Annotated in this window: 24 protein-coding genes; 15 read left to right on the top strand and 9 right to left on the bottom strand. The window is 45.7% G+C overall.

Features of this window, described 5'->3' with window-relative positions:
• Positions 1-9 precede the first annotated feature (9 nt).
• The 4 genes from NAF29_RS11085 to NAF29_RS11070 all read left to right on the top strand — a co-directional run bounded on the left by NAF29_RS11085 (position 10) and on the right by NAF29_RS11070 (position 4,150).
• Positions 10-1,080, top strand: a complete 1,071-nt coding sequence (locus NAF29_RS11085; RefSeq protein ID WP_251261630.1) for a BMP family ABC transporter substrate-binding protein — start codon at positions 10-12, stop codon at positions 1,078-1,080.
• A gap of 18 nt (positions 1,081-1,098) precedes the next feature.
• Positions 1,099-1,803 carry a TetR/AcrR family transcriptional regulator gene (locus NAF29_RS11080; RefSeq protein WP_251261629.1) on the top strand — a complete coding sequence of 235 codons (705 nt, stop codon included), beginning with the start codon at positions 1,099-1,101 and terminating at the stop codon, positions 1,801-1,803.
• Positions 1,800-3,176 (top strand): 8-oxoguanine deaminase, encoded by a 1,377-nt coding sequence (locus NAF29_RS11075; protein WP_251261628.1) that lies wholly within the window; start codon positions 1,800-1,802, stop codon positions 3,174-3,176. The genes NAF29_RS11080 and NAF29_RS11075 overlap by 4 nt, the downstream gene beginning before the upstream one ends.
• 245 nt (positions 3,177-3,421) lie before the next feature.
• A complete protein-coding gene (locus tag NAF29_RS11070) occupies positions 3,422-4,150 on the top strand; it encodes a hypothetical protein (protein ID WP_251261627.1) in 729 nt (242 codons plus the stop codon).
• A gap of 62 nt (positions 4,151-4,212) precedes the next feature.
• Here the strand turns inward: NAF29_RS11070 and NAF29_RS11065 are convergent, their stop codons facing one another.
• From NAF29_RS11065 to NAF29_RS11045, 5 genes are all read right to left on the bottom strand, one after another.
• Positions 4,213-4,608 carry a hypothetical protein gene (locus tag NAF29_RS11065; RefSeq protein WP_251261626.1) on the bottom strand — a complete coding sequence of 132 codons (396 nt, stop codon included), beginning with the start codon at positions 4,606-4,608 and terminating at the stop codon, positions 4,213-4,215.
• 177 nt (positions 4,609-4,785) lie between these two features.
• The gene (locus NAF29_RS11060) at positions 4,786-5,886 is read right to left on the bottom strand and encodes a nucleoside hydrolase (RefSeq protein ID WP_251261625.1); all 1,101 of its coding nucleotides are present in this window, start codon (positions 5,884-5,886) and stop codon (positions 4,786-4,788) included.
• Positions 5,883-6,932 (bottom strand): purine-nucleoside phosphorylase, encoded by a 1,050-nt coding sequence (locus NAF29_RS11055; protein ID WP_251261624.1) that lies wholly within the window; start codon positions 6,930-6,932, stop codon positions 5,883-5,885. The genes NAF29_RS11060 and NAF29_RS11055 overlap by 4 nt, the downstream gene beginning before the upstream one ends.
• A gap of 240 nt (positions 6,933-7,172) precedes the next feature.
• Positions 7,173-9,161 carry a BCCT family transporter gene (locus tag NAF29_RS11050; protein ID WP_251261623.1) on the bottom strand — a complete coding sequence of 663 codons (1,989 nt, stop codon included), beginning with the start codon at positions 9,159-9,161 and terminating at the stop codon, positions 7,173-7,175.
• A gap of 643 nt (positions 9,162-9,804) precedes the next feature.
• The gene (locus tag NAF29_RS11045) at positions 9,805-10,110 is read right to left on the bottom strand and encodes a lipoprotein (protein ID WP_251261622.1); all 306 of its coding nucleotides are present in this window, start codon (positions 10,108-10,110) and stop codon (positions 9,805-9,807) included.
• A 227-nt stretch (positions 10,111-10,337) separates the two neighbouring features.
• Between NAF29_RS11045 and NAF29_RS11040 the strand changes: the two genes are divergently transcribed.
• Positions 10,338-10,709: a hypothetical protein gene (locus NAF29_RS11040; RefSeq protein WP_251261621.1), complete on the top strand. Its 372-nt coding sequence runs from the start codon at positions 10,338-10,340 to the stop codon at positions 10,707-10,709.
• A gap of 45 nt (positions 10,710-10,754) precedes the next feature.
• Here the strand turns inward: NAF29_RS11040 and NAF29_RS11035 are convergent, their stop codons facing one another.
• A complete protein-coding gene (locus NAF29_RS11035; RefSeq protein WP_251261620.1) occupies positions 10,755-11,300 on the bottom strand; it encodes a DUF7010 family protein in 546 nt (181 codons plus the stop codon).
• Between the two features lie 276 nt (positions 11,301-11,576).
• Here NAF29_RS11035 and NAF29_RS11030 point away from each other — a divergent pair, with 276 nt between their 5' ends.
• The 9 genes from NAF29_RS11030 (at position 11,577) to NAF29_RS10990 (ending at position 18,790) form a co-directional block, all read left to right on the top strand.
• Entirely contained in the window at positions 11,577-12,239 is a 663-nt protein-coding gene (locus tag NAF29_RS11030; RefSeq protein WP_251261619.1) for a GntR family transcriptional regulator, read from the top strand.
• An 18-nt stretch (positions 12,240-12,257) separates the two neighbouring features.
• Entirely contained in the window at positions 12,258-13,412 is a 1,155-nt protein-coding gene (locus tag NAF29_RS11025; protein ID WP_251261618.1) for a mandelate racemase/muconate lactonizing enzyme family protein, read from the top strand.
• 13 nt (positions 13,413-13,425) lie between these two features.
• Positions 13,426-14,733 (top strand): MFS transporter, encoded by a 1,308-nt coding sequence (locus tag NAF29_RS11020; RefSeq protein WP_251261617.1) that lies wholly within the window; start codon positions 13,426-13,428, stop codon positions 14,731-14,733.
• On the top strand, positions 14,730-15,734 hold the full coding sequence (locus NAF29_RS11015) for a sugar kinase (protein ID WP_251261616.1): 1,005 nt from the start codon (positions 14,730-14,732) through the stop codon (positions 15,732-15,734). Before NAF29_RS11020 ends, NAF29_RS11015 begins: the two co-directional genes overlap by 4 nt.
• 11 nt (positions 15,735-15,745) lie before the next feature.
• Positions 15,746-16,387, top strand: coding sequence for a bifunctional 4-hydroxy-2-oxoglutarate aldolase/2-dehydro-3-deoxy-phosphogluconate aldolase (locus tag NAF29_RS11010; protein WP_251261615.1), 642 nt, complete (start codon positions 15,746-15,748; stop codon positions 16,385-16,387).
• A 248-nt stretch (positions 16,388-16,635) separates the two neighbouring features.
• Positions 16,636-17,076 (top strand): DUF2141 domain-containing protein, encoded by a 441-nt coding sequence (locus NAF29_RS11005; RefSeq protein WP_251261614.1) that lies wholly within the window; start codon positions 16,636-16,638, stop codon positions 17,074-17,076.
• 219 nt (positions 17,077-17,295) lie between these two features.
• Positions 17,296-17,742 carry a VOC family protein gene (locus NAF29_RS11000; RefSeq protein WP_251261613.1) on the top strand — a complete coding sequence of 149 codons (447 nt, stop codon included), beginning with the start codon at positions 17,296-17,298 and terminating at the stop codon, positions 17,740-17,742.
• Positions 17,743-17,754: 12 nt separating this feature from the next.
• Positions 17,755-18,072, top strand: coding sequence for a hypothetical protein (locus NAF29_RS10995; protein ID WP_251261612.1), 318 nt, complete (start codon positions 17,755-17,757; stop codon positions 18,070-18,072).
• Positions 18,073-18,085: 13 nt separating this feature from the next.
• Positions 18,086-18,790 (top strand): helix-turn-helix transcriptional regulator, encoded by a 705-nt coding sequence (locus NAF29_RS10990; protein WP_251261611.1) that lies wholly within the window; start codon positions 18,086-18,088, stop codon positions 18,788-18,790.
• A 346-nt stretch (positions 18,791-19,136) separates the two neighbouring features.
• Here NAF29_RS10990 and trhP read toward each other — a convergent pair whose 3' ends face one another.
• On the bottom strand, positions 19,137-20,513 hold the full coding sequence (gene trhP / locus NAF29_RS10985) for a prephenate-dependent tRNA uridine(34) hydroxylase TrhP (protein WP_251261610.1): 1,377 nt from the start codon (positions 20,511-20,513) through the stop codon (positions 19,137-19,139).
• 246 nt (positions 20,514-20,759) lie between these two features.
• On the opposite strand from trhP, the gene NAF29_RS10980 reads away from it, so the two are divergent.
• Positions 20,760-21,602 carry an HDOD domain-containing protein gene (locus NAF29_RS10980; protein ID WP_251261609.1) on the top strand — a complete coding sequence of 281 codons (843 nt, stop codon included), beginning with the start codon at positions 20,760-20,762 and terminating at the stop codon, positions 21,600-21,602.
• A gap of 73 nt (positions 21,603-21,675) precedes the next feature.
• Here NAF29_RS10980 and rdgC read toward each other — a convergent pair whose 3' ends face one another.
• Together rdgC and NAF29_RS10970 are read right to left on the bottom strand one after the other, a co-directional pair.
• On the bottom strand, positions 21,676-22,593 hold the full coding sequence (rdgC, locus tag NAF29_RS10975) for a recombination-associated protein RdgC (RefSeq protein WP_251261608.1): 918 nt from the start codon (positions 22,591-22,593) through the stop codon (positions 21,676-21,678).
• A gap of 153 nt (positions 22,594-22,746) precedes the next feature.
• Positions 22,747-23,388: an MBL fold metallo-hydrolase gene (locus NAF29_RS10970; protein ID WP_251261607.1), complete on the bottom strand. Its 642-nt coding sequence runs from the start codon at positions 23,386-23,388 to the stop codon at positions 22,747-22,749.
• Positions 23,389-23,463: the final 75 nt, after the last annotated feature.

Genomic DNA, 23,463 nt, shown 5'->3' with positions numbered 1-23,463 from the left:
GGAATCACAATGAAGTTAAGCAAATTAAAGAGTGTAATAGGGTTGGCTGCGCTGGTGTTTGCTGGAGCTTTAGCGGCAGAGCCTCTTAAAGTTGGTTTTGTGTATGTTAGTCCGATTGGAGATGCAGGATGGACATATATGCATGAAAAAGGACGACTCCAAGTTGCAGAAGAATTTGGCGACAAGATTGACACGTCGTTTGTTGAATCCGTTGCAGAAGGGGCGGATGCCGAACGGGTGATCCGAAAAATGGCACAGTCCGGCTACGATTTAATTTTTACCACCTCGTTTGGTTACATGAATCCAACCTTAAAAGCAGCCAAGCGCTTTCCTAAAGTTACCTTTGAACATGCGACCGGCTATAAAAAAGCTAAGAATGTGGGCAACTATATGACGCGAGATTATGAGGCTCGGTATTTGGCCGGAATGGTGGCCGGTGCAATGTCTCAAACTAATGTACTGGGGTATGTGGGAGCATTTCCAATTCCTGAAGTTGTGCGCGGGATAAATGCCTACATGTTAGGTGCTCAGCAGATGAATCCGGATATTACGATGAAAGTGATTTGGGTGAACACATGGCATGATCCAGCACGCGAACGTGAAGCGGCTGAGAGCTTAATGCTCCAAGGTGCAGATGTTTTAGCCATGCATACTGACTCGCCAGCTGTAATTCAGGCAGCGGAAGCGAACGGTAAATATGCCACAGGGTTCAATTCCGATATGAGTGCGTATGGCCCCAACTCCCATCTAACCTCTGCAATGCAGCATTGGGATTCAATTTACCGCACCAAAATTAAGGCGGTATTGGATGGCTCTTGGAAGCCAACATCAGTTTGGGATGGTTTGAAACAAGGTGCCAATGGAATCTCACCTATTCACCCCCGTGTACCGGCGGATGTGGTGGCAAAAGTAGAACAACACAAGGCGCAAATTATTGCGGGTGAGCGTTCTGTATTTCAGGGGCCAGTGATGAACCAAAAAGGCGAAGTGAAGGTTGCAAAAGGCGCTTCTTTGACTGATTCAGAGCTATTGAAATTTGGTTGGTATGTAAAGGGAGTCGAAGGGCAAATCCCTCAATAAACAAGGATGGGTGAATGTATGTCTCCAACTCGATTACAAGCAGACAATGATTTTGACCCGTCAGAAACGCCAACGGGAACGTACAAAGCGGGAAAAATCAGAGACCGTAACCTCAGCAATATCGTGGCTGCAGCCGCTGAGGAATTCGTACAGCACGGCTACAAAGGAACCAGTATTCAGGCGATAGCCAATCGCGGAGGGGTGCCTAAAGCAAACATACATTATTACTTTAAGAGCAAATCCAATTTGTATGTTGCTGTGCTCGATGATCTCGTTCGATTGTGGAATGACTTTCTAAATTCAATGAGCGAAGACGACGATCCGGCTGAAGTATTGGATTTGTTTATCCGAAAAAAAGTAGAAATGTCTTACTCTCATCCAAGGGCATCCAAGCTATTTGCTATGGAAATTATTCAAGGCGCACCGCATCTCAAAGAATATTTGCGAACGGATATGCGTCAGTGGGTGAGGGATAAAACGCGAGTGATAAATGCATGGATTGAACAGGGAAAAATGAGCAAGGTTGACCCTGTACATTTGATTTTTCTCATTTGGTCGTCCACCCAACATTATGCTGACTTTGATGTGCAAGTGCTCACTATCATGAACTGTGGCGAGTATGAGCAAGAGATGATTGATGAGATTGCCGACTTTTTAAGTGGCGTCATTTTACGTGGTTGCGGCTTAGAGCCGCCTCGTCAAGTCAGTGGGGGGCAGCAATGAGTACTATTGAAGCGGAACACCCCCGGATTTGGATTCGTAATCCACTGTCGTGCTGGACCGGCAATGATCTTGATGCCACTAACGGCATTGTGGTTCAGGGCCAGAACATTGTTGAATTAGTTCCCGCTGGTTCAGAGCCTTTTGAGCGTTGTCATCAAAGTATCGATGCATCGGCTCATGTACTCATGCCTGGGTTGATTAATTGCCATCATCACTTTTATCAAACTTTAACTCGGGCTGTACCTGCGGCACTCAACAAGGATTTGTTTCCGTGGTTGAAAACGCTTTATCCAATTTGGGCGAATTTAGATGAAGATGCTATTTATCAATCGACACAATTAGCCTTGGTCGAACTATTGATGTCGGGCTGTACGACAGCTGTTGACCATCATTATGTCTTTAGCCAAACACTTGAAAATGCAACTGACATACAAGTTGATGCAGCTCAGCAAATAGGCGCGAGAGTGGTGTTGACGCGAGGCTCCATGAGTTTAGGACAGTCGGCAGGCGGTTTACCTCCCGATGGGGTGGTGCAGGCTGATGCCACTATCTTGCAAGAAAGTGAACGGTTAATTCGGCGTTATCACAATCCCAATGAAGGGAGTCTATGCCAAATAGCCCTCGCACCATGCTCGCCATTTTCGGTTACGCCGGAACTCATGCGGCAAACTGCCAAACTGGCCAAGCAACATGATGTATTGATGCATACCCATTTAGCTGAAACAGAAGACGAAAATAAATTTTGCTTACAGCAATTTGGCATGCGGCCATTAGATTACTTAGATGACGTGGGTTGGTTGCACGAGAACGTATGGTTGGCTCATGGAATTCATTTTTCGAATGAAGAAGTGGCCCGATTGGGCGAGTCCAAGATTGGCATTTGTCATTGTCCGTCATCGAACATGGTGTTGGCTTCGGGTATTTGCCCCACAAAAGATCTCGTCCATTCTGGCGCAAAGTTAGGGCTAGGCGTTGACGGTTCAGCATCAAACGACGGTTCAAACCTGATCCAAGAAGCGCGTCAGGCCATGTTGTTAGGAAAACTTCGTTATGGTGCTTCTAATTTTACCCATCATGATGCGCTTTATATGGCTACGCATGGCGGAGCTCGTTTATTGCGACGGCCTGATATTGGTGACTTACGCGCGGGAAAAGCGGCTGACTTGGCTTTATTCAAAGTAGATGAACCTCGTTTTTCTGGGCATGGCGATGCAGTCGCAGCGCTACTTTTATGCGGTGCGTCTCAAGCAGATCACGTGATGGTTGCAGGCCAATGGAAGGTCAAACATGGCGATTTAGTTGATGTCGATTTAGTGCAACTGTTACGCCACCATCAACAAGCCGCTTTGCGTTTAGCAAGTGCGCATCAATAACAGGCTTAAAAGATCCGCTCAGCTGAATTGTCACTTTCTAAATACATGCAACATCGCCACATTGGTACGACGGTTGCAGCCTATTGGGTGTGGGGGGGGCATCACGGCGTCTGACGATAAATACGGAAGCATTCGCACTATTTAAAGTTGTCTTTTGAGTCAGGAATTGTGCGGGCGCACCTGTAAAGTGCGTGAGGCATCCCACGAAGTAACTCATAGATGGTTAAGATCACTGGAGGTGATGGATGAAAATCATATGGATCACTGCACTTGCTGTCATCATGTCAGCTTGTAGCTCAATGCACACGTCACCTATTACGGGCGTTAATGACAATGCAAAATTTGGAGTTTTGGTCTTGATTGATGAGGCTCCAACGCATGTCCACACAGGAACCACGGCATTTCAGAACTTTTCCCAATCGAAGCCAACAGGTACGAATTATCAACGGTTAGTGAGTGACAAAGTCGCTCAATTGCTGACGACGACAGGGCATGAAACCGTGGCTTTATCTGCTCCACCGAAGCTCGTTAGCAAACGTTCAGATCTGTTCACTTACTTGTCTGCTGATATAGCATTTGAAGATGGGGTTGCACAACAATTGGAGCAATTGGCTAAGGAAAACCAATTAGATTACATTATTACGGTGTACCCGAAGCAGTCTCCTGCCTTTAGGAATTCACCTGACTATGTTGAAGGCTTAGGAGTGTTCAGCTACTGCAATTTTGGGCAATGCAGCATGGATGTGCTGACGAATCTTGATGCCCGAATTTATAGCTCAGTAACAGGTATGGCCATGGATGCTGCGGCATTTACACCTTATCAGCGCCAAGTATTAGAGGCCGTAACATTACCTGAGTATCCCGCCCAGTTAGAGGAAACGGTTATAGAGTCCGCGGCTCAACAGGGAGTCGGTGTGTTTATCGGGCAATTATCCGAGATGTTACAAAGTGCTGGGATGGTTTCGTCTGTATAAAAATATCGAGTTGAGTAATCCGCTCAGTGCAATTTGCATAAACCCGCCACGGCTGAGCGGGTTTATTCTTCAAGACTTCCCAAACCTGATGTGTCTGTTTTTTTGAGAACGTCGCGTGCGACTTTATCAGCATCGGAAGTCGTATTAGAACTGGAGGGCGAATACGCCCCTGCCATTGCATTGCCGATGGTAGCGGCCTGATCTTGCAAAGACTTTCCTTCGGATTCTCCGGCTAACCATCCTAACTTGTAATCTGAGTCAGCGCTAAACCGCTGCTCGTCGCGGATATAATGTTCAAAATCATTCCCTTCTTCTTTGAGGCCACTATGCCGTCCGTCATGAAATCCTTGTATATATGCAGCCGTTTTTCCCTCACTTTCTAGGGTGCTGTCGGTTGTGCCGCATGCGGACAGACCAAGGGCAATGAAAGTTGCTAATAAGCCGTTTAAATACTCCATATTCGCGATGCCTTTATCGGTTTTATTTGAGGTTCTAAAGTCAAGTTTGGCAGTCGTAGAGCCGTGTTCGATGTTATCTTTGAATGGATTGATTGTAGTTGTTAACTGGCGGGATGTAAGTGAGAAGAGCTGCCGCTTAGGCAGCAGCCCTTTGGGGAGTGCACAAATCTTAGTGACTTAGTGACTTAGTGACTTAGGCGTTTGACCATTGAGTGTTTGTCGGAAGTTTTCAAACACATAGTTTGCATCGGTGGTACGACATACTTTGATCATGGATCCAGTTTTCACTGGAACCAATACGCCCGCGCTTTGTGCGTTGAGGTGTTGGCGAGGTTTCCCATCCCATCGGGTGCCGCTCATGGTTAAGTCAGATGTATTTAAGTAGGGCTCTTGAGTGAGTTCATAGCGAACCTTGAGTTGCTTGAAGTCACCTTGGCAAAGCTCTGGATACATGGCAATTAATGCCGCTAAGGTATCCCAAAAATAATACTCTCCCGATTCAATAAACCAGTCGTTTTTATCCAGCACATCATCCCAAAATTGCGCCGCAGGAGTACTCACTTGACGCTTAAAATCGGCGGCGACTTTAGACGTCACACGGACAGAGTTGGTGACGTCGAGCCCGACTAATTCAATGTTTAAATCTGAGGCAAACACCAGATCAGCCGACATGGGATCCACAAATATATTCCACTCAGCTTGTGTATTGGGGTGCCCGTCGGTAAAGCCAGGCACAATAATATTGCCTTTGACATCAAGGTTTCCTCCCATAATCACCAACCGTTCAACTTTGTGAATGTCGGCGGGATATCGCTCTATCCATTGAGCGATATTGGTCAGCGGTCCCGTGGCGATAAGTACAGTGGACTCGGTTTGCTGCATTAGGGTGTGGTGGATTAAGTCCGCTGCATGCATGGCCGATGGCGTTCGAGAACTTGGTTTTAGAGGAACACCGGAAAGTGTGTCGGAATCTACTCGCCAAGGCTCTGGAAACACCGCGTAGCCGTCGAGTGGCTCTGAATCACCACATGAAAAAGCAATGTCCGAAGCTGTATTAGGCACTAAATCTAGCAATGAAGCGGTATTGGAGAGACCTGGTTGGCAGCGGCTTTCACCGCTACTGGCAACGGTAATCGCTTTGATATCAGCGTTGGGGTGGTGCAACAAATACAGCAAAGCTGCCCAGTCATCGATTGCCATATCATTATCGAAAATAACCGGCGCACAAAGCGTGGGCGCGCTCATGACGAGCAACAACCAAGGAATGAGTCGCCTCATTTGTTCGCTCCTGGAATCGTCTTTTGATGTGTATCCCAGTGAGTCACGATTTCATCGAGAACTATCGACCCCATCTCAAATGCTGCAGTAATAGCGGGCAATCCATCATCTGGATAGTCGGCAGTGGTAGACCATGCCGCAGTCTTTCCTTTGGGAGGCATGCTGTAGTTGCTGACGGTGCGAAGCACCAATATGCGGTCTGGATCAATCAAACCGGTGCGCGCCAAGCGATGCAGTGCGGTTAAACTGCCATTGTCTTCCATGTTGGTGGTCATGAAGGCGGATTCTTTACCTGCATGAAGTCTCATCCAGTCATTGGCCCAATCATTCAACAACTCTCCGTGCCAATATGTGCTGGACCCAATGGTGTCGCCAATGGTAACGAACGGTTTTTTCTGAGCATTGGGGTAGCCGTTGTACATGGCTCTAAACTCTTTCATGGCGGGCGTGTCTTTGACTGAATAATCTTTGGTGAGGTTGTAGGCCCAGTCGACCAGCGGTTCATTGAGCGCAAAATGAATCGTGTCCACAGTCCAGCCTGTTGCCTCTTGATTGGGCTCATACGCGCCCAATGGAATCAGTCCATAGTCCCAGTCCTTTGGGATTTCGCGGCCATCTATTTCATATAACAAGTCACCATCAACAACATGTTTGGCCCAAACGCCAGTGCCCAGTGATACATCTTCCGGATCGCCCCCACCAATCCCTGCAATGAGCCAATATGCTTTGGATAAATCAAACCTATCGTCCATTCCCAATGCCATGATTGAGGCCGTGGCATTAGGGACACCGCCACCTGTGCACATGGCTAATACACCTGCATCATTGATGTGCAATGGATGCTGTCCTAACGGGAAATCGAGAGGTTTATCAATGTTGCCGCGTTCAATCCAAAGTTGATATTCACCCGCGCGATCGCCGGTTAATTCTCCGCTTTCAAACATCGACACGACAACGGCTTTCACTTGAATCTTATCTGCTGCATTGGCACTACCAAGTAAGCATGCGCTAACAAGCACTGCAGCTGACAAATAGTTATGGGTCATGTTGCTCTCCACATATGTTTTTATAAATCGACGATTCGACAGCATGTAGAATGCAAAATGTTGGCCAGTTGGTTATGAGTTGGTGGGTTTCTATCAGCGTGTGCACTTCAATTGTTGAATTCTTGAGGGGGATTGCGGCTGATTAAGTGGCAGACGTATTGAACGGTAAGGGGACAATACATTCATTGGATGAGGCTGATATAAAGCCCACTTAGTCGAGTCACGCAGTGGGCTTTTTCATTAACTTTCGGGTTTTTGAGACACTTCGTATTCGTGCTCTAGCACTTCTGAACTTGCTAAATACAAGAAGTGTAAATGGCGCTCATATTGACTAATGACATCCGCGATAATTTGCTCTTCAGTGTAGCCAAAGACGTCGTATTGTTGTCCACCTTGCAGTAAAAATACTTCTGCACGGTAATAGTCGTTATGTGTTTCATCGGCATAACTGGGCAACGCAAAGTGGCGTAACCGGACGCCATAGGCGAAGTTCTCAGCATCTTCTTTGTAGATGGTCAGTCGAATACGTTCCTCGTCTTCGAGTAATTTAGCATTCAAGCCATTGGCGGAGAATTGTTCGGCTAATTGTGCCAGGGCGGGGCGCACCACGCCGTCGATAAAATCATTGGCCTCAGGTTTCATTGGGTGAACCAATAACGAGTCTAAACGCTCTTTCCAGGAGATATTGGCCTTTGAAAACTGAACTGACGTATTGTGGTTTTGAACACTCGTTTGCAGCATAAAATCGTGGCGTAATGCTTTAAATAGTGCGTAACAAAAACACAGCAGCACAAACATAAATGGAAAGGCTGAAGCAATGGTGAGCGTTTGAAGTGCCGACAAGCCGCCTGCAAATAACAAGGCCGCGGCAATAAAACCAATCATCGAAGTCCAGAAAATGCGCTGCCACACTGGCGTGTCAATCTCGCCGCCGGCGGTCAAAGTGTCGATCACCAAAGCGCCGGAGTCAGCGGATGTAATGAAAAACGTAGTGATCAACAAAACAGCAATAAAGGACATCAGTGACGACAGCGGTAACTGCTCAAAAAAGATGAAAATAGCGGTGGCCACATCTTCATTCACTGCCGTTGCAAGGGTGCTAAGTGTGTCGCCCGCGATCATGTGAATGGCCGTATTGCCAAAGACAGTCATCCAGAGGAATGTAAATCCAGACGGAATAAACAACACGCCAATGATGAATTCTCGAATAGTGCGACCACGCGATACTCGGGCAATGAAAATTCCCACAAAGGGCGACCACGACACCCACCAACCCCAGTAGAGCATGGTCCAACCGCCAATCCAATCGTCTTTGCGGTCGTAGGCGTAAAGGTTGAATGTACTGTTCACCAATTCACTCATGTATGTGCCAGTGTTTTGGACGTAAGACTGAAGCAACAGCTCGGTAGGGCCAAATAGAAGCACCGCTACAAGGAGTAATAATGCCAAAAACATATTCAGATTTGATAGACGTTTAATCCCGCCGTCTAAACCCAGCACCACGGATACGGTCGCCAGTGCGATCACCACCACAATCAATGCTAATTGAATCCACTCTGTTTGTGGTAAATCGAACAAGTGGTTGAGGCCTGCATTCAATTGCTGAACGCCAAAACCGAGTGATGTTGCCACCCCAAAAATAGTGCCGACCACCGCAAAGGTGTCAGTCGCATGACCAATGGGACCATATATTTTGTCGCCAATAAGCGGATATAGCGAAGAGCGGGGCAACAAGGGCAGCTTATGGCGGTATGAAAAGTATGCTAAAGACAAGGCGACCACGGCATAAATTCCCCAAGCGTGAAGACCCCAATGGAACATGGTAATGCGCATGGCTTCTTTAGCGGCCTCGATGGAAGCAGGGTCATCAACGGGCGGTGACAAATAGTGCATGACAGGTTCAGCCACACCAAAAAACATCAACCCAATTCCCATCCCTGCGGAAAACAACATGGCAAACCAAGAGGTGTTGGTGTAATCGGGCTCAGAATGGTCTGGGCCTAGCTTAATATCACCAAGCCGACTGAACATGATAAGCACAACAAAAATCAGAAATATGGCCACCGATAACACATAAATCCAGCTGACATTGGTAACAAGCCAAGATTGGACTTCATTAAACATTTCACCACTTCGCTCAGGCATGAGGGCGGCTGTCAGCGCAATAGAAAGTGAAATAATGAGTGATGAATAGAATACGGGAGGATTTATTTTGGTAGCTAGTGACATGAATCAACCATAGTTTCAGCGTTTCGATGAACAGTAGAGCATTGAGCGTTAGCCACTTAAGTACGATAAATCGATCTTCGTCAGTGGAACGGGCTCAAAACCAAGCGCACGCAATGAATAATAAGTTTGGTGCATGTAAGTGTAGCAGAGGCGTCCAATAAAACTGTTGATACAACAACCTAGTGGTATGAATTAATTGAAAATGCTGTCATCAAATTGAAATGGAGTGATGGCAGTGCTGTCATGCAGAGGCGTTTTTTTGGAACCGCTCGTTGCTTCCATTGTAGTGAGCAATCGGTGTAGGAACTGTGTTGTTAAATCGTGTTTCCCAAGGCTGTGCTGGTTGAATCTGTAAAGATTTTTTAACGGTGAATAAAGTTAATGTTGATTTAAATAATTTTAAAAACATTATTTAAATCATTTTGTTGGTTATATTTTTATCGTAATCAATATTTAATTTACGTTAAATGTTTCATTATTGTTAATGGGTGGTTAATGAGGTGGTTTTTATTATGTTTCTAAATAAATTAACTAATGGTAAGTATCAATTTATTTAACTTTCGACTAGTCAGTCATTTTTTGGGGTGGGGATTAATAAAAGCCCTAATTCAATAGGGCTTGAATGTTGTTCAATTTTCAGCGATTAAACTGAGAATTTACAGCTCTTAGCTTTCATTACAGGGTCTGCAACTTTCTTCGCTTGAGTGTAGCCTTCACGCATGAGTTGTTTGGCTTCAGATGTGCCTGCATCTACACCAACAGTAGATAATAAGCTTGCGCCTGTATCTACGTTATCCATTTGATCTTTATAGTCATTAAAGGTTTGTTTGATCTGTTCGCACGACATGTTTGCGAAGTCTGCATCAGCAATGTTTGAGTCAGATTCAGGCGTCATTTGACAACCTGATAAAACTAAACCTGCTGTTGCTGCTAATATTAATTTTTTCATTTTTATGTGTCCCTTAGGGTTTTTAGCGCGGGGTTAGTTCACACTGAAATAAACAATTCTTCAAGAGGAGAAAAGTAAATACTCTAACTAATAGAGTGGATCGAACAGCAGTTGGTTGTTGTGGTCTTTTCGTTTCCAGAGCTCTTCATGTTTTTTTGATTTAACACGCTTGATTGATTTGTTAATCCTGTTAAACTTTTTCGAATTGAGAGGGTCGTAAAATTAGTATGCAAAATAATGTTGTTGAGCAGGTCAGAATACAGACCGAATATTATAGCGTGGCGATGAGTGATGAATTGAAAGTATTGATTGAGCAGTTTCGTTGTACAGATCCTATTTTGTCGACGATGGATGATCGAAAATTAATACTCTATATCGTCAACAAAGCGCTGGATGAAGAAACTCAAATATTTACCGATTCACTGAAACTTTCACGCACCAAAAACGTGAAGCTGAAGAAAACACGTAAAATTTCAGGTCACTTCAATTCAGTCAATGAAAAGTACAAAAACTTTGGCGTCAACATTAGCCCTCGTCAGTACTTTCATCGTCTTATACTTGCTTATATTTTGAACGTTTTGGGAGGTGGTAAGCACTAGCACTAAATTCACGGTTAAAGTGAGTCATTCTAAAAATACCACGTGTTATGCAATCGCATCATCTCGTTGCACTTGAACGTAGATGGCAGTGGCAAATGCTATCTCGACTGCGCCACCTAGTAATGCACCTAAATAAACGGGCGATGCCATGACTGCGAGTGACATTCCACAACCCGCCAAAAATATGCTGAAAAAATAATACATGCGATTGCCATATAGGGTGTTAAAGGTGAGGTAGCGGCCTGCAATAACGCATAACATGGCGGGGAAAAACAGTTCGACCTGATAGAGCGATGCTGCAACTGCGATTGGAATTGACAGTAGCATCCAGATAGTGCCTTCTATTGCCAAAGGCGCGAGCGGGTTTTGCTTATTGTGCTGTCCGCGTCGGCCAAGCGCCTTGCACAACATGACTGAAATCGGAAAGATCAGCATGCCTGCAAATATCAAGGTTAACATTCCAGCCATCGGGCTCTTGAATATTGCGACCAGGCCCGCAATCAACCATGTTGTGCCTGAAGTAACGATGCCAGGGATCCCATCATAATAAGCATCTCTCATATCATGCTGTGCTTGGGTGACTGAGTCCATGTCGCTTTTTACTCCTAAAATTTGTTCTGATTGGTTTTAACGGTTTCACATAACCCGCTATTTCGCGTGTATCACAAGGTTAGACGTCAGTTTGACAGCCCCGCTAGTTTTATTTCTTCTCAGATGTTTTCTCGCTCGTAACTGTGATCATTCTTGAGCTTTCGAGATCTAGTCCTAATTTTTGCATTTAAATATAAATTAACCATTCGTTAATGTTTAACAATTGACTATTGTGTGCAATCTTAATCTTAATTGTGTGCAATGTGGTGGTTTGGGATGAATCCTCTAACCGAGAGTCAGGATAAAAGCTGGAGCGCTAATCAGACCATATACGATCAGATTTTGTCTGACATAGCTCATGGCATTTGGGTCAGTGGCGATCGCCTTGTAACAACGTCATTAGCGAAACGCTATGACACCAGTGTGAACCCTATTCGAGAGGCGCTTAAGCAACTTGAGGGGGAAGGTTTTGTGACGTTCCAGAAGAATAGCGGTGCTCGAGTCGCACAATTTGAATACAGCACTATGAGAGATGTGTTCGAAATTTTGCAGCTATTAGAACCGTATTTTCTAAATTGGTTTACCGACTCTTACACCGCCAAAAACATTGCATGCCTAGAAGCCATCATGGAGCAAATGAAGGCTATTTCTCACGAGAACCCTGCAGAGTTTCGCGAACTCGATACCAAATTTCATTGGGAAATGTACAAAGGACATTACAACGAATCTGCGGTGCAGTTATGGAAAAGCAAGAAAATTGTACTGCAGGCTATGCACTGCAACATCCCTATCCATCATCGCCGTTACGAGCAAGCGTTAAATGAACATCAGCAATTGCTCGACTTGCTCAAGTCAAACGAAAGCGAGCGTGCAAAAGAACTGCTCGTACAACACATCTTAAACGGCGGCGACTATTGGTCTAAAAACCTAGCCCGCTGATACTAGAAGGTTTCGCAAATGAAAATTACTAACATCAAAGCCTATGCATTTTGGCTTGGCTTTCGAAACGTCTGCTTGGTCAAAGTAGAAACCGACGAAGGTCTATATGGCTGGGGCGAGTCGGGGTTGTCGGGTCGTGAAAAAGCAGTCATGGGCGCGATTGAACATTACAAACAATTTTTAATCGGTAAGTCAGCTTTTAATATTGGTGCATTGTGGCAAGACATGTATCGAAGCCAGTACTTTGAAGGCGGAAGAGTATTGTCTGCGGCTATATCAGCCATTGATATTGCCCTCCATGACGTTTGCGCAAAGGCGTTGAGAGTTCCGGTTCATCAGTTGCTTGGCGGCAAACAACGCAATCATGTCCCTGTATTTGTGACTTCTATTCTGCCGTACGGTCAGGAGATGGTCGATGAATTGGTGTCATTCAAAGAGCAAGGGTGGACTGTCATGCGAGCAACAACGGGTGTACACGGTACTGCCGGAGAATCGTCTTTGTTTGACCCAAGAGCATCCATTGCAGAGGCGGCTCACTGGCTCACGAAAGCTCGAGAAGCCTTGGGCCCTGAAATTGTCCTCGGGGTGGATTACCACCACCGTTTGAGTGTGCCAGAAACAATTTCTTTATGTGAGCGAATGCCCCCAGGCACGCTCGACTTTATTGAAGAGCCTATTCGAGCCGAGTCGCCCAAGGTCTATGAAGGTTTAAGGCAGCGTGTCAACGTGCCGCTGGCGATTGGAGAAGAGTTTGCAAGTAAGTGGGATTTCGCGCCTTACGTTGATGCTGGGCTTACCGACTTTGGGCGAGTGGATATTTGTAATGCAGGCGGCTTAACCGAGTCTATGAAAATTGCAGCTATGTGCGAAACGCAATATATCGACATGATGCCGCACAATCCATTGAGTCCAATTTGTACTGCTGCATCCATTCACTATTGTGCAGCAATTCCTAATTTAGCTTGGTTGGAATGGCCTCCTTATGATGGCGATATGAGCGATTATGATCGCATTTTCAGCGCGCGCCCTCAGCTGGTGAACAACGTGTTGGAGTTGCCTGAAGGAAATGGCTTGGGAATTGATGTGAACGAAGATGAGCTGCAAGACCTTACGTTCAAATTCTGGGAAACACCGCGTTTGCATAAAAACGACGGTTCGTTCACCAACTGGTAAATAGGAGTTTCAAATGTCAAGGACAACCTCACAGCAATCGAGTCAAGCCAAACGCGGTAAGTTTGGCGCGCTGGCTCTGATTTTCGTCAGCGTCGTCATTAACTACATGGACAGAACCAATATTTCTGTTGCCGCCAACGCCATTTCGGAAGACTTAGAACTTACAACGATTCAGATGGGGCTTATATTTTCGGCCTTTGCATGGACCTATTCGATCATGCAGATCCCCGGCGGTATGTTGGTTGATGCGGTTCGCATGAGAATATTATACCCAACAATATTGGTGTGCTGGTCGTTGGCAACCTTAGTGCAAGGCATGGTGAGTTCATTGGCTGCCATGATCGGTTGTCGCATGGCTATTGGAGTGTTTGAAGCGCCTTCATATCCTGCGAACAATAAAATTGTGACGCATTGGTTTGCCGAGCATGAACGCGCAAGCGCTATTGCTGTGTATACGTCAGGACAATTTATCGGGCTGGCGTTCTTAATGCCATTTTTGGCGGTGATCCAAGAGTTTTTTGGTTGGCGCGGCTTGTTCATCGTGTCGGGACTTATCGGCATTGTGTGGGCTGCAATTTGGTATTTTCTTTATCGTGACCCAAGCCCTGAGTCCGAATCTGAAAACAGCAATGTGTCAGAGCGCAGCAGTCACAGCAACAGTGAGCCTGTGGTCGCGCAATCTGCGGTGAGTTGGAACAATCTTAAAATAGCGTTTTCGCACCGTAAGCTTTGGGGGATTTACATTGGTCAGTTCTGCCTAGGTGGAACACTTATTTTCTTCTTAACATGGTTCCCAACCTATCTTGCTGATTACCGAGGACTAGGCGATCTGAACTCGGGTTTTGTGGCTTCTATTCCATTTTTAGCTGCATTTTGTGGCGTGCTGCTATCGGGCTTTATTTCAGATGCATTAGTGAAAAAAGGCTATTCCAAAGAGTTCTCTCGCAAAGCCCCTATTGTGGTTGGAATGCTGTTATCCACCTCTGTGATTGGTGCCAATTATGTTGATAGCACAGTCATGGTTACCTTCTTTTTGTCTTTAACTTTCTTTGGCAACGGTCTTGCGTCAATCGCATGGGTGTTTGTTTCACTGATTGCACCGCGCCATATGGTGGGATTAGTGGGAGGTTGCTTTAACTTCATTGGTGGATTGTCTGCGGTAACCGTGCCTTTAGCGATAGGTTACTTAGCAAAAGATGGTGATTTTAGACCTGCATTAGTCATGATTTGTTGCTTGGCCTTGATGGGGTTGTGTTCCTACTTATTTTTGGTTGGAAAAATCGAGCCGATTGAGCTGTCTGAGCAGGAGAAAGCGCAATGAGTACGGTGTTTTTTGGTGAGGTTATGTTGCGGCTCACGCCGTCAAAACCACAAGAGCAGCTGATTGTTGCAGGTCCGTTGTCGGTTGATTTTGCAGGCGCAGAGTCAAACGTTGCTAGCAGTTTGTGTCGTTTTGGTCATCGCACGGAATATGTCACTAAATTTCCTGCCCATGCTTTGGGTGATGCCGCAATGGCGAGTCTGCAAAAATATGGCATTGGCACCTCGCATATTCTACGCGGTGGCGAACGCATGGGTATTTACTTTATTGAGCTTGGTGCTTCAATACGGCCTTCACGTGTCATCTATGACCGAGCATATTCTTCCATCTCTGAAATTACAGACAATGAATTTGATTGGCAGTCTATTTTAGCCGGCCAAGAGTGGTTGTTTCTGGGCGGTATCACGCCTGCATTGTCAGAGCAATGCGCACTTGAAAGCATAAAGGCTGCAAGAGCTGCGCGTGAGATGGGCGTCAAAGTCGCCTTTGACTTGAACTTCCGTCGTAGCCTTTGGCAAGACGCGTCCAAAGCGCGGGAATACTTTTCTGCGATTATGCATTTGGCGGATTTGGTCTTTGCGAATGCTGGTGGTTTGGCTGATGTATACGAGCATTCATTTGATCTGAATGATCCTCTCGACGAAGCGGTGAACGTAGGGCTTTTTCTTCATGAAACATTCAACGTCGATGCTGCGATTACCGGACGTATCCACCATAGCGCAAGTAAAAATACAGTAATGGGTACTTTTTTAGTGGACGGGAAAGTGTCTACATCGTTGCCGATTGAGGTCGATATCTTAGATCGCTTAGGGACAGGCGACTGCTTTGCCGCAGGTATTTTGCACGGCATTTTGAAAGGCTGGAATGCGGATAGAACCGTAGATTTCGCCAATGCAGCTTTTGCCCTTGGGCACACGTTTTTTGGTGACCAAAACTGGTTGAACGAAAGAGAGGTTGAGGCGGCAGCGAGCGGTCATCAATCTGGACATATCATTCGATAATAGGAGTCGTTATGCGACAGCATCGTTTAGGCCGAATTTTGGAAGAAAAATTAGTCATGATCATCCGGGTTAAAAACCCAGATGACATTGACGCGATTGTCGAATGTTTTGATTTGGCAGGTGTTAGAGTGCTGGAAATTACCAGTAACACGCCAAAATATTGTGATGCGATTCGCCGGTTAAAGAAAGCCTATCCGCATTTGCTCATTGGTGCGGGAACAGTGACCAACGCTTCGTTGGCTCATGAAGCGATTGAAGCGGGTGCAGAATTTTTGGTCACGCCTAATACCTCTGAAGAAATTGTTTCAGTGGCGCATCAGCATGAAGTGCCGGTGTTGATGGGCGCGTTTTCTCCAACAGAAATAGTCACAGCCGTTGAAGCCGGTGCCGATATCGTGAAGTTGTTTCCGGCGGGCAGTTTGGGGACAGAGTACTTGGAATCTTTGGCGAAAGGGCCATTGAATGACGTGATCTTTATGCCTGTAGGAGGTGTGAGTGACGATAACTTCAAAAGCTGGTTTGACGCGGGAGGCAAAGGCGTGGGTATTGGTGGCAGTTTAGCGCAACCGGTGCGCTCGGAAGAACAAAAGCAAGCGTTAGTTCAACGCTTGAAGGCAGTGGTAGAACAGCTACACACCAAAGAACGATATTGATAATTTTTTTGAAGCCGTCTCAAGCGTTTCCCCCTCTCTGTACATGAGACGGCTTCACTTTTTACATCTGTATTCATTGTACGATTACGTTCCTTTCACGGTTTTCACTGCCTAGCCTCTAACGAGAAGTGACAAAAGTCACGTATTTAACACTCCTATCTCATGACCTTTAGCACCTGCTAACGTTGTTCTGTGAATGTAGCATTGATGTGTCACTTAACGTCAATACACTGAAATGGAGAGCACTCATGAACGTACTTAACTTATCGAAGCACTTGAATAAACTTGGTCAAAGCATTGCTGCATGTGGCGTCTTGGTGGGCGCATCTGCAACAGCAGCAGATATTGCACTTGTTATTGAAGGCTATGAGCAAATACAAGGCACATCCTATATTTCCATTTACAACAGCCAAGCAAGCTACGATGCTGAAAAGAATGCGGTATTTCTGGCGCAAATGGCGCCTGCCAGTCATACGCTTCGTATAACCTTGCATGATTTAGCCGATGGCGAATATGCGGTGAAAATGTTTCATGATGAGAATGACAACGGACAGCTTGATACTAACATGCTGGGGATTCCATCTGAGCCCTATGGTTTTAGCAATGAAGCCGGAGCGTTTGGCCCAGCCAGCTTTGAGGATGCCAAAGTGACAGTCAAAGGTGACACCGAACTGCGCATCAAACTTTAATGCCATAATCATATTACATGTTCGCTGGATGAGCACCTTATCATGATTAATTCATTGCGGTTGCAGAGGCAGCCGCATCGAACGGGTGTTTATTCCAGTATTTTTCGTGGTTGTTCCTATTTGCCCGTTCATGCTACTGACAGCTTCTGTCAGTCCAAGCGACTAGTCTTGATTCTAGGTTATTAATTTGACCTTTATTTATAGAACAAGGAACAAATCATGTCTGAATCAACACACGCCGAGCCGCTTGTTAGCCCCTCGATTATGTCTCATGTTTCGGTGGGCTCTAACCGCTTGCCCGAAGCACTGGCATTTTACGACCAAGTTCTGTTGACCATAGGTGCGCGCCGAGTGATCGACATTGAAGGCGTCGCGGTCGCATATGGGAAGGAATTTCCTGAATTTTGGGTGCAACTTCCCCACAATTTAAAATCAGCAGAAACAGCAAACGGCGTGCATTTTGCGTTTTTAGCGCAAACGCCTACTGTGGTCGATGCATTTTATGCTGCTGCCATGAAAGCCGGAGCAACTGATGACGGCGCTCCGGGCCCAAGACCTATGTATTCAGATGCCTATTACGGTTGTTTTGTACGGGATCTAGATGGCCATAAAATTGAAGCTATGTATTGGGATGCATCTAAGGCGCCATCAGAATCAAACACATAAAAGGATTTAGAGATGAAATCGACCATTGAACTAGTGAGCTTTAAACTGACGTCAACCGCAAATGAAGCGGAATTTTACGCACTACAACCCGCGTTGAATGAATGGGTGGCAGCGCAACCTGGGTTTCATTACCGGACATTAGTGAAGGACAATGACCATGGCTTTCTCGACATTGTGCATTGGGCCTCGCTAGACGCGGCAAAGACTGCGGCTGAAGATGTGATGTCTCAACATTTCATGGCTCAAATGATGCCGATGATAGATGCAGAAAGTGTAAATATGCGCCATATTTTAGCGTGTTCAGAAATTGGAGGCTCGGGCAGCGCATAAAGGATGCAGCGACTTGATTAAATCGGAACGGCTATTACAACTGTTAACTTTGTTGCGTGCGAAGCGTACTGCCATTACAGCAACACAACTTGCTGAACGTTTGGAAGTGTCCGAGCGCACTATTTATCGAGATATTAAGTCGCTCATTGCATCTGGCATTGATGTGGATGGTGAGGCAGGCGTGGGTTACATGCTTGCTTCTAAGTCATCGGTTCCGCCACTCATGTTTAGTGAGCAAGAGTTAGAGTCATTAATGCTGGGCATGAGATTGGTCAAGGCACTGAGTGATGATGCTTTAGCACATTCTGCGCAGACTGCATTGGATAAAATTAAAGCGGTTTTACCCGAGCGCTCAGCTCTTGCACATGAGCAAAAGACCACCAAATTTGTCGTGCCTGATTTTGGTCATTCCAAACGCGCACAATATAGTGAATTGATTCGCCAAGCGATTGAACAAAAGTGCTGTTTATCGATGACTTACATCGATGCCAAAGAAAGACGAAGTACTCGGAACGTTGCGCCCCTGGGGCTGCTGTTTTGGGGGGCAACGTGGACTCTCGTTGCTTGGTGTGAGCTGCGCAATGATTACCGTATGTTTAGGCTCGACCGGATTGAATTGGCTCAGCTCACAGATGTTCCATTTGAGGTGACTGAAGAGCGTAATTTTCAGCATTATTTACGACAGTGGGATGAGTCTGCATCGACTGATTTTTGGTAATGATGTTTATGTTTTAGAGGCCGGTTGTTCGCTGTTAGTAAATTCTAACGTGTTGTTTTAATTGTTCTAGAAGTATTTTTTGTCTTTGATTAGCTGAGTCATGGCGCGCTTTTTGAAACCTTAAACGTTCCTATTTAAAAGAGCATTGTTAACCCCTTAATATATCGCTTTAACAATAAAGGCGAAGAACGCGTGTCAGCCATGAAGCGACTGCTTTTACAAATGTAGAAGAGAAAACGCAACAACCGTTTTCTCTTCTATGGCATTGATAGAGAAACCACTCTTTATTTAATATGATGTGGTTAAACGTCTTTTTCTTAGTTTTTCCAACATTTTCCCAAACAGGCTAAAAAGGCTTTCGTGTGTTTTCTTGGTCATTTAAATTGCGCATGATGAGGCCATGTTCCACGTCGACTTCTTCAGGAATTGCCAAATACACGATGTAACCATTTCCGGGCGCGACTTCCATCATTTCACCCTTATTGTTTTCCATGTGTTCAAGAATGAAACTCATGTTTCCTTTCGGCGTCATCAGCTCAATATGATGACCTTTGTCGAAGCGGTTTTTCACATCAACTTCAACCAACCCATTGCTCATGCGCTGTTTGACTTCGCCCACAAACTGTTGGCTGGTACTCACGGAGTATCCGAAGTCGTAGTTTTGATAGGAGTCATGAGTATGTCGGCGTAAGAAGCCTTCGGTGTATCCACGGTGAGCTAGATGCTCTAAAGACCCGAGTAGTGTGGGGTCAAATGGCTTGCCGGCCACTGCATCATCAATGGCTCGGCGGTACACTTGCGCAGTGCGGGCACAGTAATAAAATGATTTGGTCCGGCCTTCAATCTTGAGTGAGTGAACGCCCATTTTGGTGAGTCTTTCAACATGCTCAACCGCTCTCAAATCACGAGAGTTCATGATGTAAGTGCCATGCTCGTCTTCAAACGCAGGCATGTACTCGCCAGGGCGGTTACCTTCTTGCAACAAGTACATCTTGTCGGTGGGTGCGCCTTGGCCCAAGGTGGCTGGAACTTCTTGCATGCTTTGAGTGATTTGGAGGTCGACGCTGGGGTCGACTGCAACCACATCTCCTGTTTCATTTTCTTGCGCTTCGTGCGCATCATATTTCCAGCGGCATGCGTTGGTGCAGGTTCCTTGGTTGGGATCGCGTTTATTGATGTACCCCGACAACAAACATCGGCCTGAATAGGCCATGCACAGGGCTCCATGAACAAAGACTTCAAGTTCCATCTCAGGCACTCTCATTCGAATTTCTTCAATTTCATCGAGCGATAGTTCGCGCGACAAAATAGTCCGAGTTACGCCCATTTGTTGCCAGAATTTAACGGTGGCCCAATTGACTGCGTTAGCTTGCACAGATAGGTGTATTGGCATATCTGGAAAGTGTTCACGCGCCAGCATAATTAAACCGGGGTCGGCCATGATCAGTGCATCGGGGTTCATTTCTACGACTGGCTTCAAATCTTTGACAAAGGTTTTGAGTTTTGTGTTGTGTGGTGAGATGTTGTTGACTACATAGAATTGTTTGCCAAGCGCATGTGCTTCATCAATCCCTAACTTTAAATTGGCATGATTGAATTCATTATTTCTGACACGAAGACTATAGCGAGGTTGGCCTGCATAAACGGCATCTGCACCGTAAGCAAAAGCGTACCGCATATTTTTTAATGTGCCGGCGGGAGATAGCAACTCGGGACTCAACATAAATCCTCACTATGGATGAAATAAAATAGATATATCGTTGTGAAATACAACTCAAAAGACCATGTTTTTTGAATGGCCTTTTGAGTTGAGAGGCGAGATAATATGGATAAGCTCGCACGACTGCAAATATAGCAGGTGATTTGACCAGTACTTTGATTTGAAATGGTTTGCTGACGCTCAATCCAATTCGGATTAAACTATAGTTTGATTATGTTTCTCTGACGACCAACTTCATATAAGGACTTTATGTCTACGGAAAGCGCACTACTGAGTATTTTGACTGAAAAAATTCGTCAAGACGCTCTTATTCTCCCTACCTTACCGGAAGTGGCGATTAAAATTAGAGATGTAGCCGATGACCCTGCGAGTACTTTGCATGATATTGCGCGTGTCGTAGGTACGGATGCGGCATTGTCAGCACGCATTATTCGTGTAGCGAATACAGCTTATAACAGTCGTTCGGCAACAATAGACACTGTATCGGCAGCGGTTTTTCGTATTGGCCTTCGAGCCATTAAGAATGTTGCGATTGCAATGGCGCTTGAGCAGCTATTTATTTCTTCAAACCCTATTGTGAAGTCGTGCTTGAGGCGTGTTTGGCAGCAAAGTGTTGCTGTGGCTTGCGCATCTATCGCGGTGTCTGAAGAATACTTGCTGACTCATAAGAGCAGCCCTGTTTCTCGCGATCGTTTGGCTCTGGCTGCCTTGTTGCATGAAATTGGCGCATTGCCAATTTTGACCGAAGCAGAGATTCAAGCGCCTGATCAAATCTCAACTAAGTTTTTGAATAACGTCATAGAAAAAGTCAGTTGTACTGTGGGTGTACACATTGTGCGCCACTGGAACTTAGGTGAAGACTTTGCCAAGGTGGTGTGGCAATGGCGTAACGGTGCGTTTCAGAGTGAGCAGGTGGACTACTTAGATTTTGTGCGTTTGGGCTATTTGTATTACCAAAAAACGCAGTTCAATATTGATGTGAAAGAAGAGCTTGAGTACTACGTGGATAAAGGCGCGATTAACTCAGTAGACGTATTTATGAGCCATGAGTTTACCAATAAACTTGCGCAAGAGCGTTTGCTTTACGAGTAAAGTGAGTCACTGAAATTCCGCCTATAAAAAAGGCCCGATGCAATGCACTGGGCCTTTTTTACATCAATTGTGGTTATCGTTGTTCTGGCAGCAGTTCTCCGCCAAAAGCATTGAGCAACGCTTTTATAAACGCGGCCAATTCGGCACACATTAGCGTGAAGTCAGCGTCTAAACGAGCAATAGGATCTTCGGTTCCCACGTCTTCGTTTTCGTCTGTGACCAGCTCAGTAAACTTAATACGTTTTACTGTGAGGTCGTCGTGTAGTAGAAATTCAATGCGATCATCAAACATCATCGACAATTTCACCACCTGTTTGCCAGCTTCAATGTGTGCAAGCACTTCATCGCTATCGAGTGGTTGGCGTTTAAATTTAGCCACAGCGCCGTCTTCTCCAAGCTCGGCTAATTCGGCTTCTTCGGTAATCGTAAACTGAGCGGGTCTAAAGTTTTCCAGCAACCATTTGTTCATGATTGCTCCTGGGGCTTCCATCACTTCGACGGGCAGAACGGGTAAAGAACCTAATGTTTTGCGGAGTAATGCCATTAAGTCTTCGGCTTTGTTAAAGCTTGCGGCATCAACCACCAACAAACCTTCTTTGGTGTCAATGTAAGCCGAAGTCGATGAAAAGCGGCTAAAGGCTCGCGGTAACAGCGTCATTACCACTTCTTCTTTGAGTTGTTGCTTTTCTTTGTTGCTCACTTTGCGCTGTTCGGCTTCTGAAATTTTCTCGGCTTTTTCTTCGACCATTTCTTTAATGACCGGAGCCGGTAGCATTTTTTCTTCTTTCTTGGCTGTGATCCAGTAGCAACCTGAACCCGCATGCACTAAACCATCGGTTTGATGCCCTAGCGGGGTAGTCCAGCCATATTGGCTAACGTCCTGTGAGCCACAAGGTTTGAATGCAAACTCCTGAAGCGCCTGTTCAAACTTGTCTTGCGACATATCGAAAGGTTTGGAGAAGCGATAAAAGATCAGGTTTTTAAACCACATTTCAATTCCTACTGGCTTGCTAAAAAGAACGGCTATTGAGCCACAAAGCTATGTTCGGAACAAGGTGAGATTGTGAAAGACAAGATAGCGCATTGATTTTGTGCCTGTTATTGGCATTCACAGGCACAAATTAAAGAACATTGATGTAAGTGTTTACCAACCGTCTTGAACTAAGTGAGGGTTACTTCGGCGTTCCTGCCCTACGGTTGTTTTGGGGCCGTGGCCAGGGAGAATCGCATAGTCGTCGGGTAGAGACATAATCTGTTGTTGGATGGAATCAATAAGTGTGGCGTGATCGCCTTTCGGAAAGTCAGTCCGACCAATGGAATTTTGGAAAATGACATCACCCACGATTGACCATTTACTGGAGTGGTTCACGAATACCACATGGCCGGGCGTATGGCCGGGACAAAAACGCACTTCTAACTCCTGCTGACCCACCGTGACTCGGTCGTCTTGAGCCAGCCACCGGGTAGGAGTGAAAGTTTCAACCTTAGGAAATCCAAACATTCGACTTTGTTGGTCTAAACCGTCGATCCAAAATTGATCTTCTAGATGTGGACCTTCAATAGGGATTGAATATTGCTGTGCCATGTCAGCGGTTGCCCCAGCATGGTCGATATGTGCGTGGGTTAGCAATACCTTGGTCAGTGTTAGCCCCTTTTCCGCAATAAACGAATTGAGACGTGCCATGTCGCCTCCGGGATCAACCACTGCGGCCTTGAGGGTTTCAGGGCACCATATAATGGAACAATTTTGCATAAAAGGCGTGACTGGAATGATGTGGTATTGCATGACGGAAGTTCCTGTATCGAATCAGCGCAATGTTATCAAATTTAATAGTGTATTGGCTGAACATCTTCTTTGGAT

It is taken from the genome of Echinimonas agarilytica (genome assembly GCF_023703465.1).
GTDB classification, from domain to species: Bacteria; Pseudomonadota; Gammaproteobacteria; order Enterobacterales; family Neiellaceae; genus Echinimonas; species Echinimonas agarilytica.
Note: the sequence above shows the minus strand (reverse complement) of the source record. Positions and strands in the feature narration are given on the sequence as shown.

Excerpts from the sequence above, each read along its gene's own strand:
- NAF29_RS11085 (WP_251261630.1), top strand. The coding sequence starts at position 10 with ATGAAGTTAAGCAAATTAAAGAGTGTAATAGGGTTGGCTGCGCTGGTG.
- NAF29_RS11080 (WP_251261629.1), top strand. The coding sequence starts at position 1,099 with ATGTCTCCAACTCGATTACAAGCAGACAATGATTTTGACCCGTCAGAA.
- NAF29_RS11075 (WP_251261628.1), top strand. The coding sequence starts at position 1,800 with ATGAGTACTATTGAAGCGGAACACCCCCGGATTTGGATTCGTAATCCA.
- NAF29_RS11070 (WP_251261627.1), top strand. The coding sequence starts at position 3,422 with ATGAAAATCATATGGATCACTGCACTTGCTGTCATCATGTCAGCTTGT.
- NAF29_RS11065 (WP_251261626.1), bottom strand. The coding sequence starts at position 4,608 with ATGGAGTATTTAAACGGCTTATTAGCAACTTTCATTGCCCTTGGTCTG.
- NAF29_RS11060 (WP_251261625.1), bottom strand. The coding sequence starts at position 5,886 with ATGAGGCGACTCATTCCTTGGTTGTTGCTCGTCATGAGCGCGCCCACG.
- NAF29_RS11055 (WP_251261624.1), bottom strand. The coding sequence starts at position 6,932 with ATGACCCATAACTATTTGTCAGCTGCAGTGCTTGTTAGCGCATGCTTA.
- NAF29_RS11050 (WP_251261623.1), bottom strand. The coding sequence starts at position 9,161 with ATGTCACTAGCTACCAAAATAAATCCTCCCGTATTCTATTCATCACTC.
- NAF29_RS11045 (WP_251261622.1), bottom strand. The coding sequence starts at position 10,110 with ATGAAAAAATTAATATTAGCAGCAACAGCAGGTTTAGTTTTATCAGGT.
- NAF29_RS11040 (WP_251261621.1), top strand. The coding sequence starts at position 10,338 with ATGCAAAATAATGTTGTTGAGCAGGTCAGAATACAGACCGAATATTAT.
- NAF29_RS11035 (WP_251261620.1), bottom strand. The coding sequence starts at position 11,300 with ATGGACTCAGTCACCCAAGCACAGCATGATATGAGAGATGCTTATTAT.
- NAF29_RS11030 (WP_251261619.1), top strand. The coding sequence starts at position 11,577 with ATGAATCCTCTAACCGAGAGTCAGGATAAAAGCTGGAGCGCTAATCAG.
- NAF29_RS11025 (WP_251261618.1), top strand. The coding sequence starts at position 12,258 with ATGAAAATTACTAACATCAAAGCCTATGCATTTTGGCTTGGCTTTCGA.
- NAF29_RS11020 (WP_251261617.1), top strand. The coding sequence starts at position 13,426 with ATGTCAAGGACAACCTCACAGCAATCGAGTCAAGCCAAACGCGGTAAG.
- NAF29_RS11015 (WP_251261616.1), top strand. The coding sequence starts at position 14,730 with ATGAGTACGGTGTTTTTTGGTGAGGTTATGTTGCGGCTCACGCCGTCA.
- NAF29_RS11010 (WP_251261615.1), top strand. The coding sequence starts at position 15,746 with ATGCGACAGCATCGTTTAGGCCGAATTTTGGAAGAAAAATTAGTCATG.
- NAF29_RS11005 (WP_251261614.1), top strand. The coding sequence starts at position 16,636 with ATGAACGTACTTAACTTATCGAAGCACTTGAATAAACTTGGTCAAAGC.
- NAF29_RS11000 (WP_251261613.1), top strand. The coding sequence starts at position 17,296 with ATGTCTGAATCAACACACGCCGAGCCGCTTGTTAGCCCCTCGATTATG.
- NAF29_RS10995 (WP_251261612.1), top strand. The coding sequence starts at position 17,755 with ATGAAATCGACCATTGAACTAGTGAGCTTTAAACTGACGTCAACCGCA.
- trhP (WP_251261610.1), bottom strand. The coding sequence starts at position 20,513 with ATGTTGAGTCCCGAGTTGCTATCTCCCGCCGGCACATTAAAAAATATG.
- NAF29_RS10980 (WP_251261609.1), top strand. The coding sequence starts at position 20,760 with ATGTCTACGGAAAGCGCACTACTGAGTATTTTGACTGAAAAAATTCGT.
- rdgC (WP_251261608.1), bottom strand. The coding sequence starts at position 22,593 with ATGTGGTTTAAAAACCTGATCTTTTATCGCTTCTCCAAACCTTTCGAT.
- NAF29_RS10970 (WP_251261607.1), bottom strand. The coding sequence starts at position 23,388 with ATGCAATACCACATCATTCCAGTCACGCCTTTTATGCAAAATTGTTCC.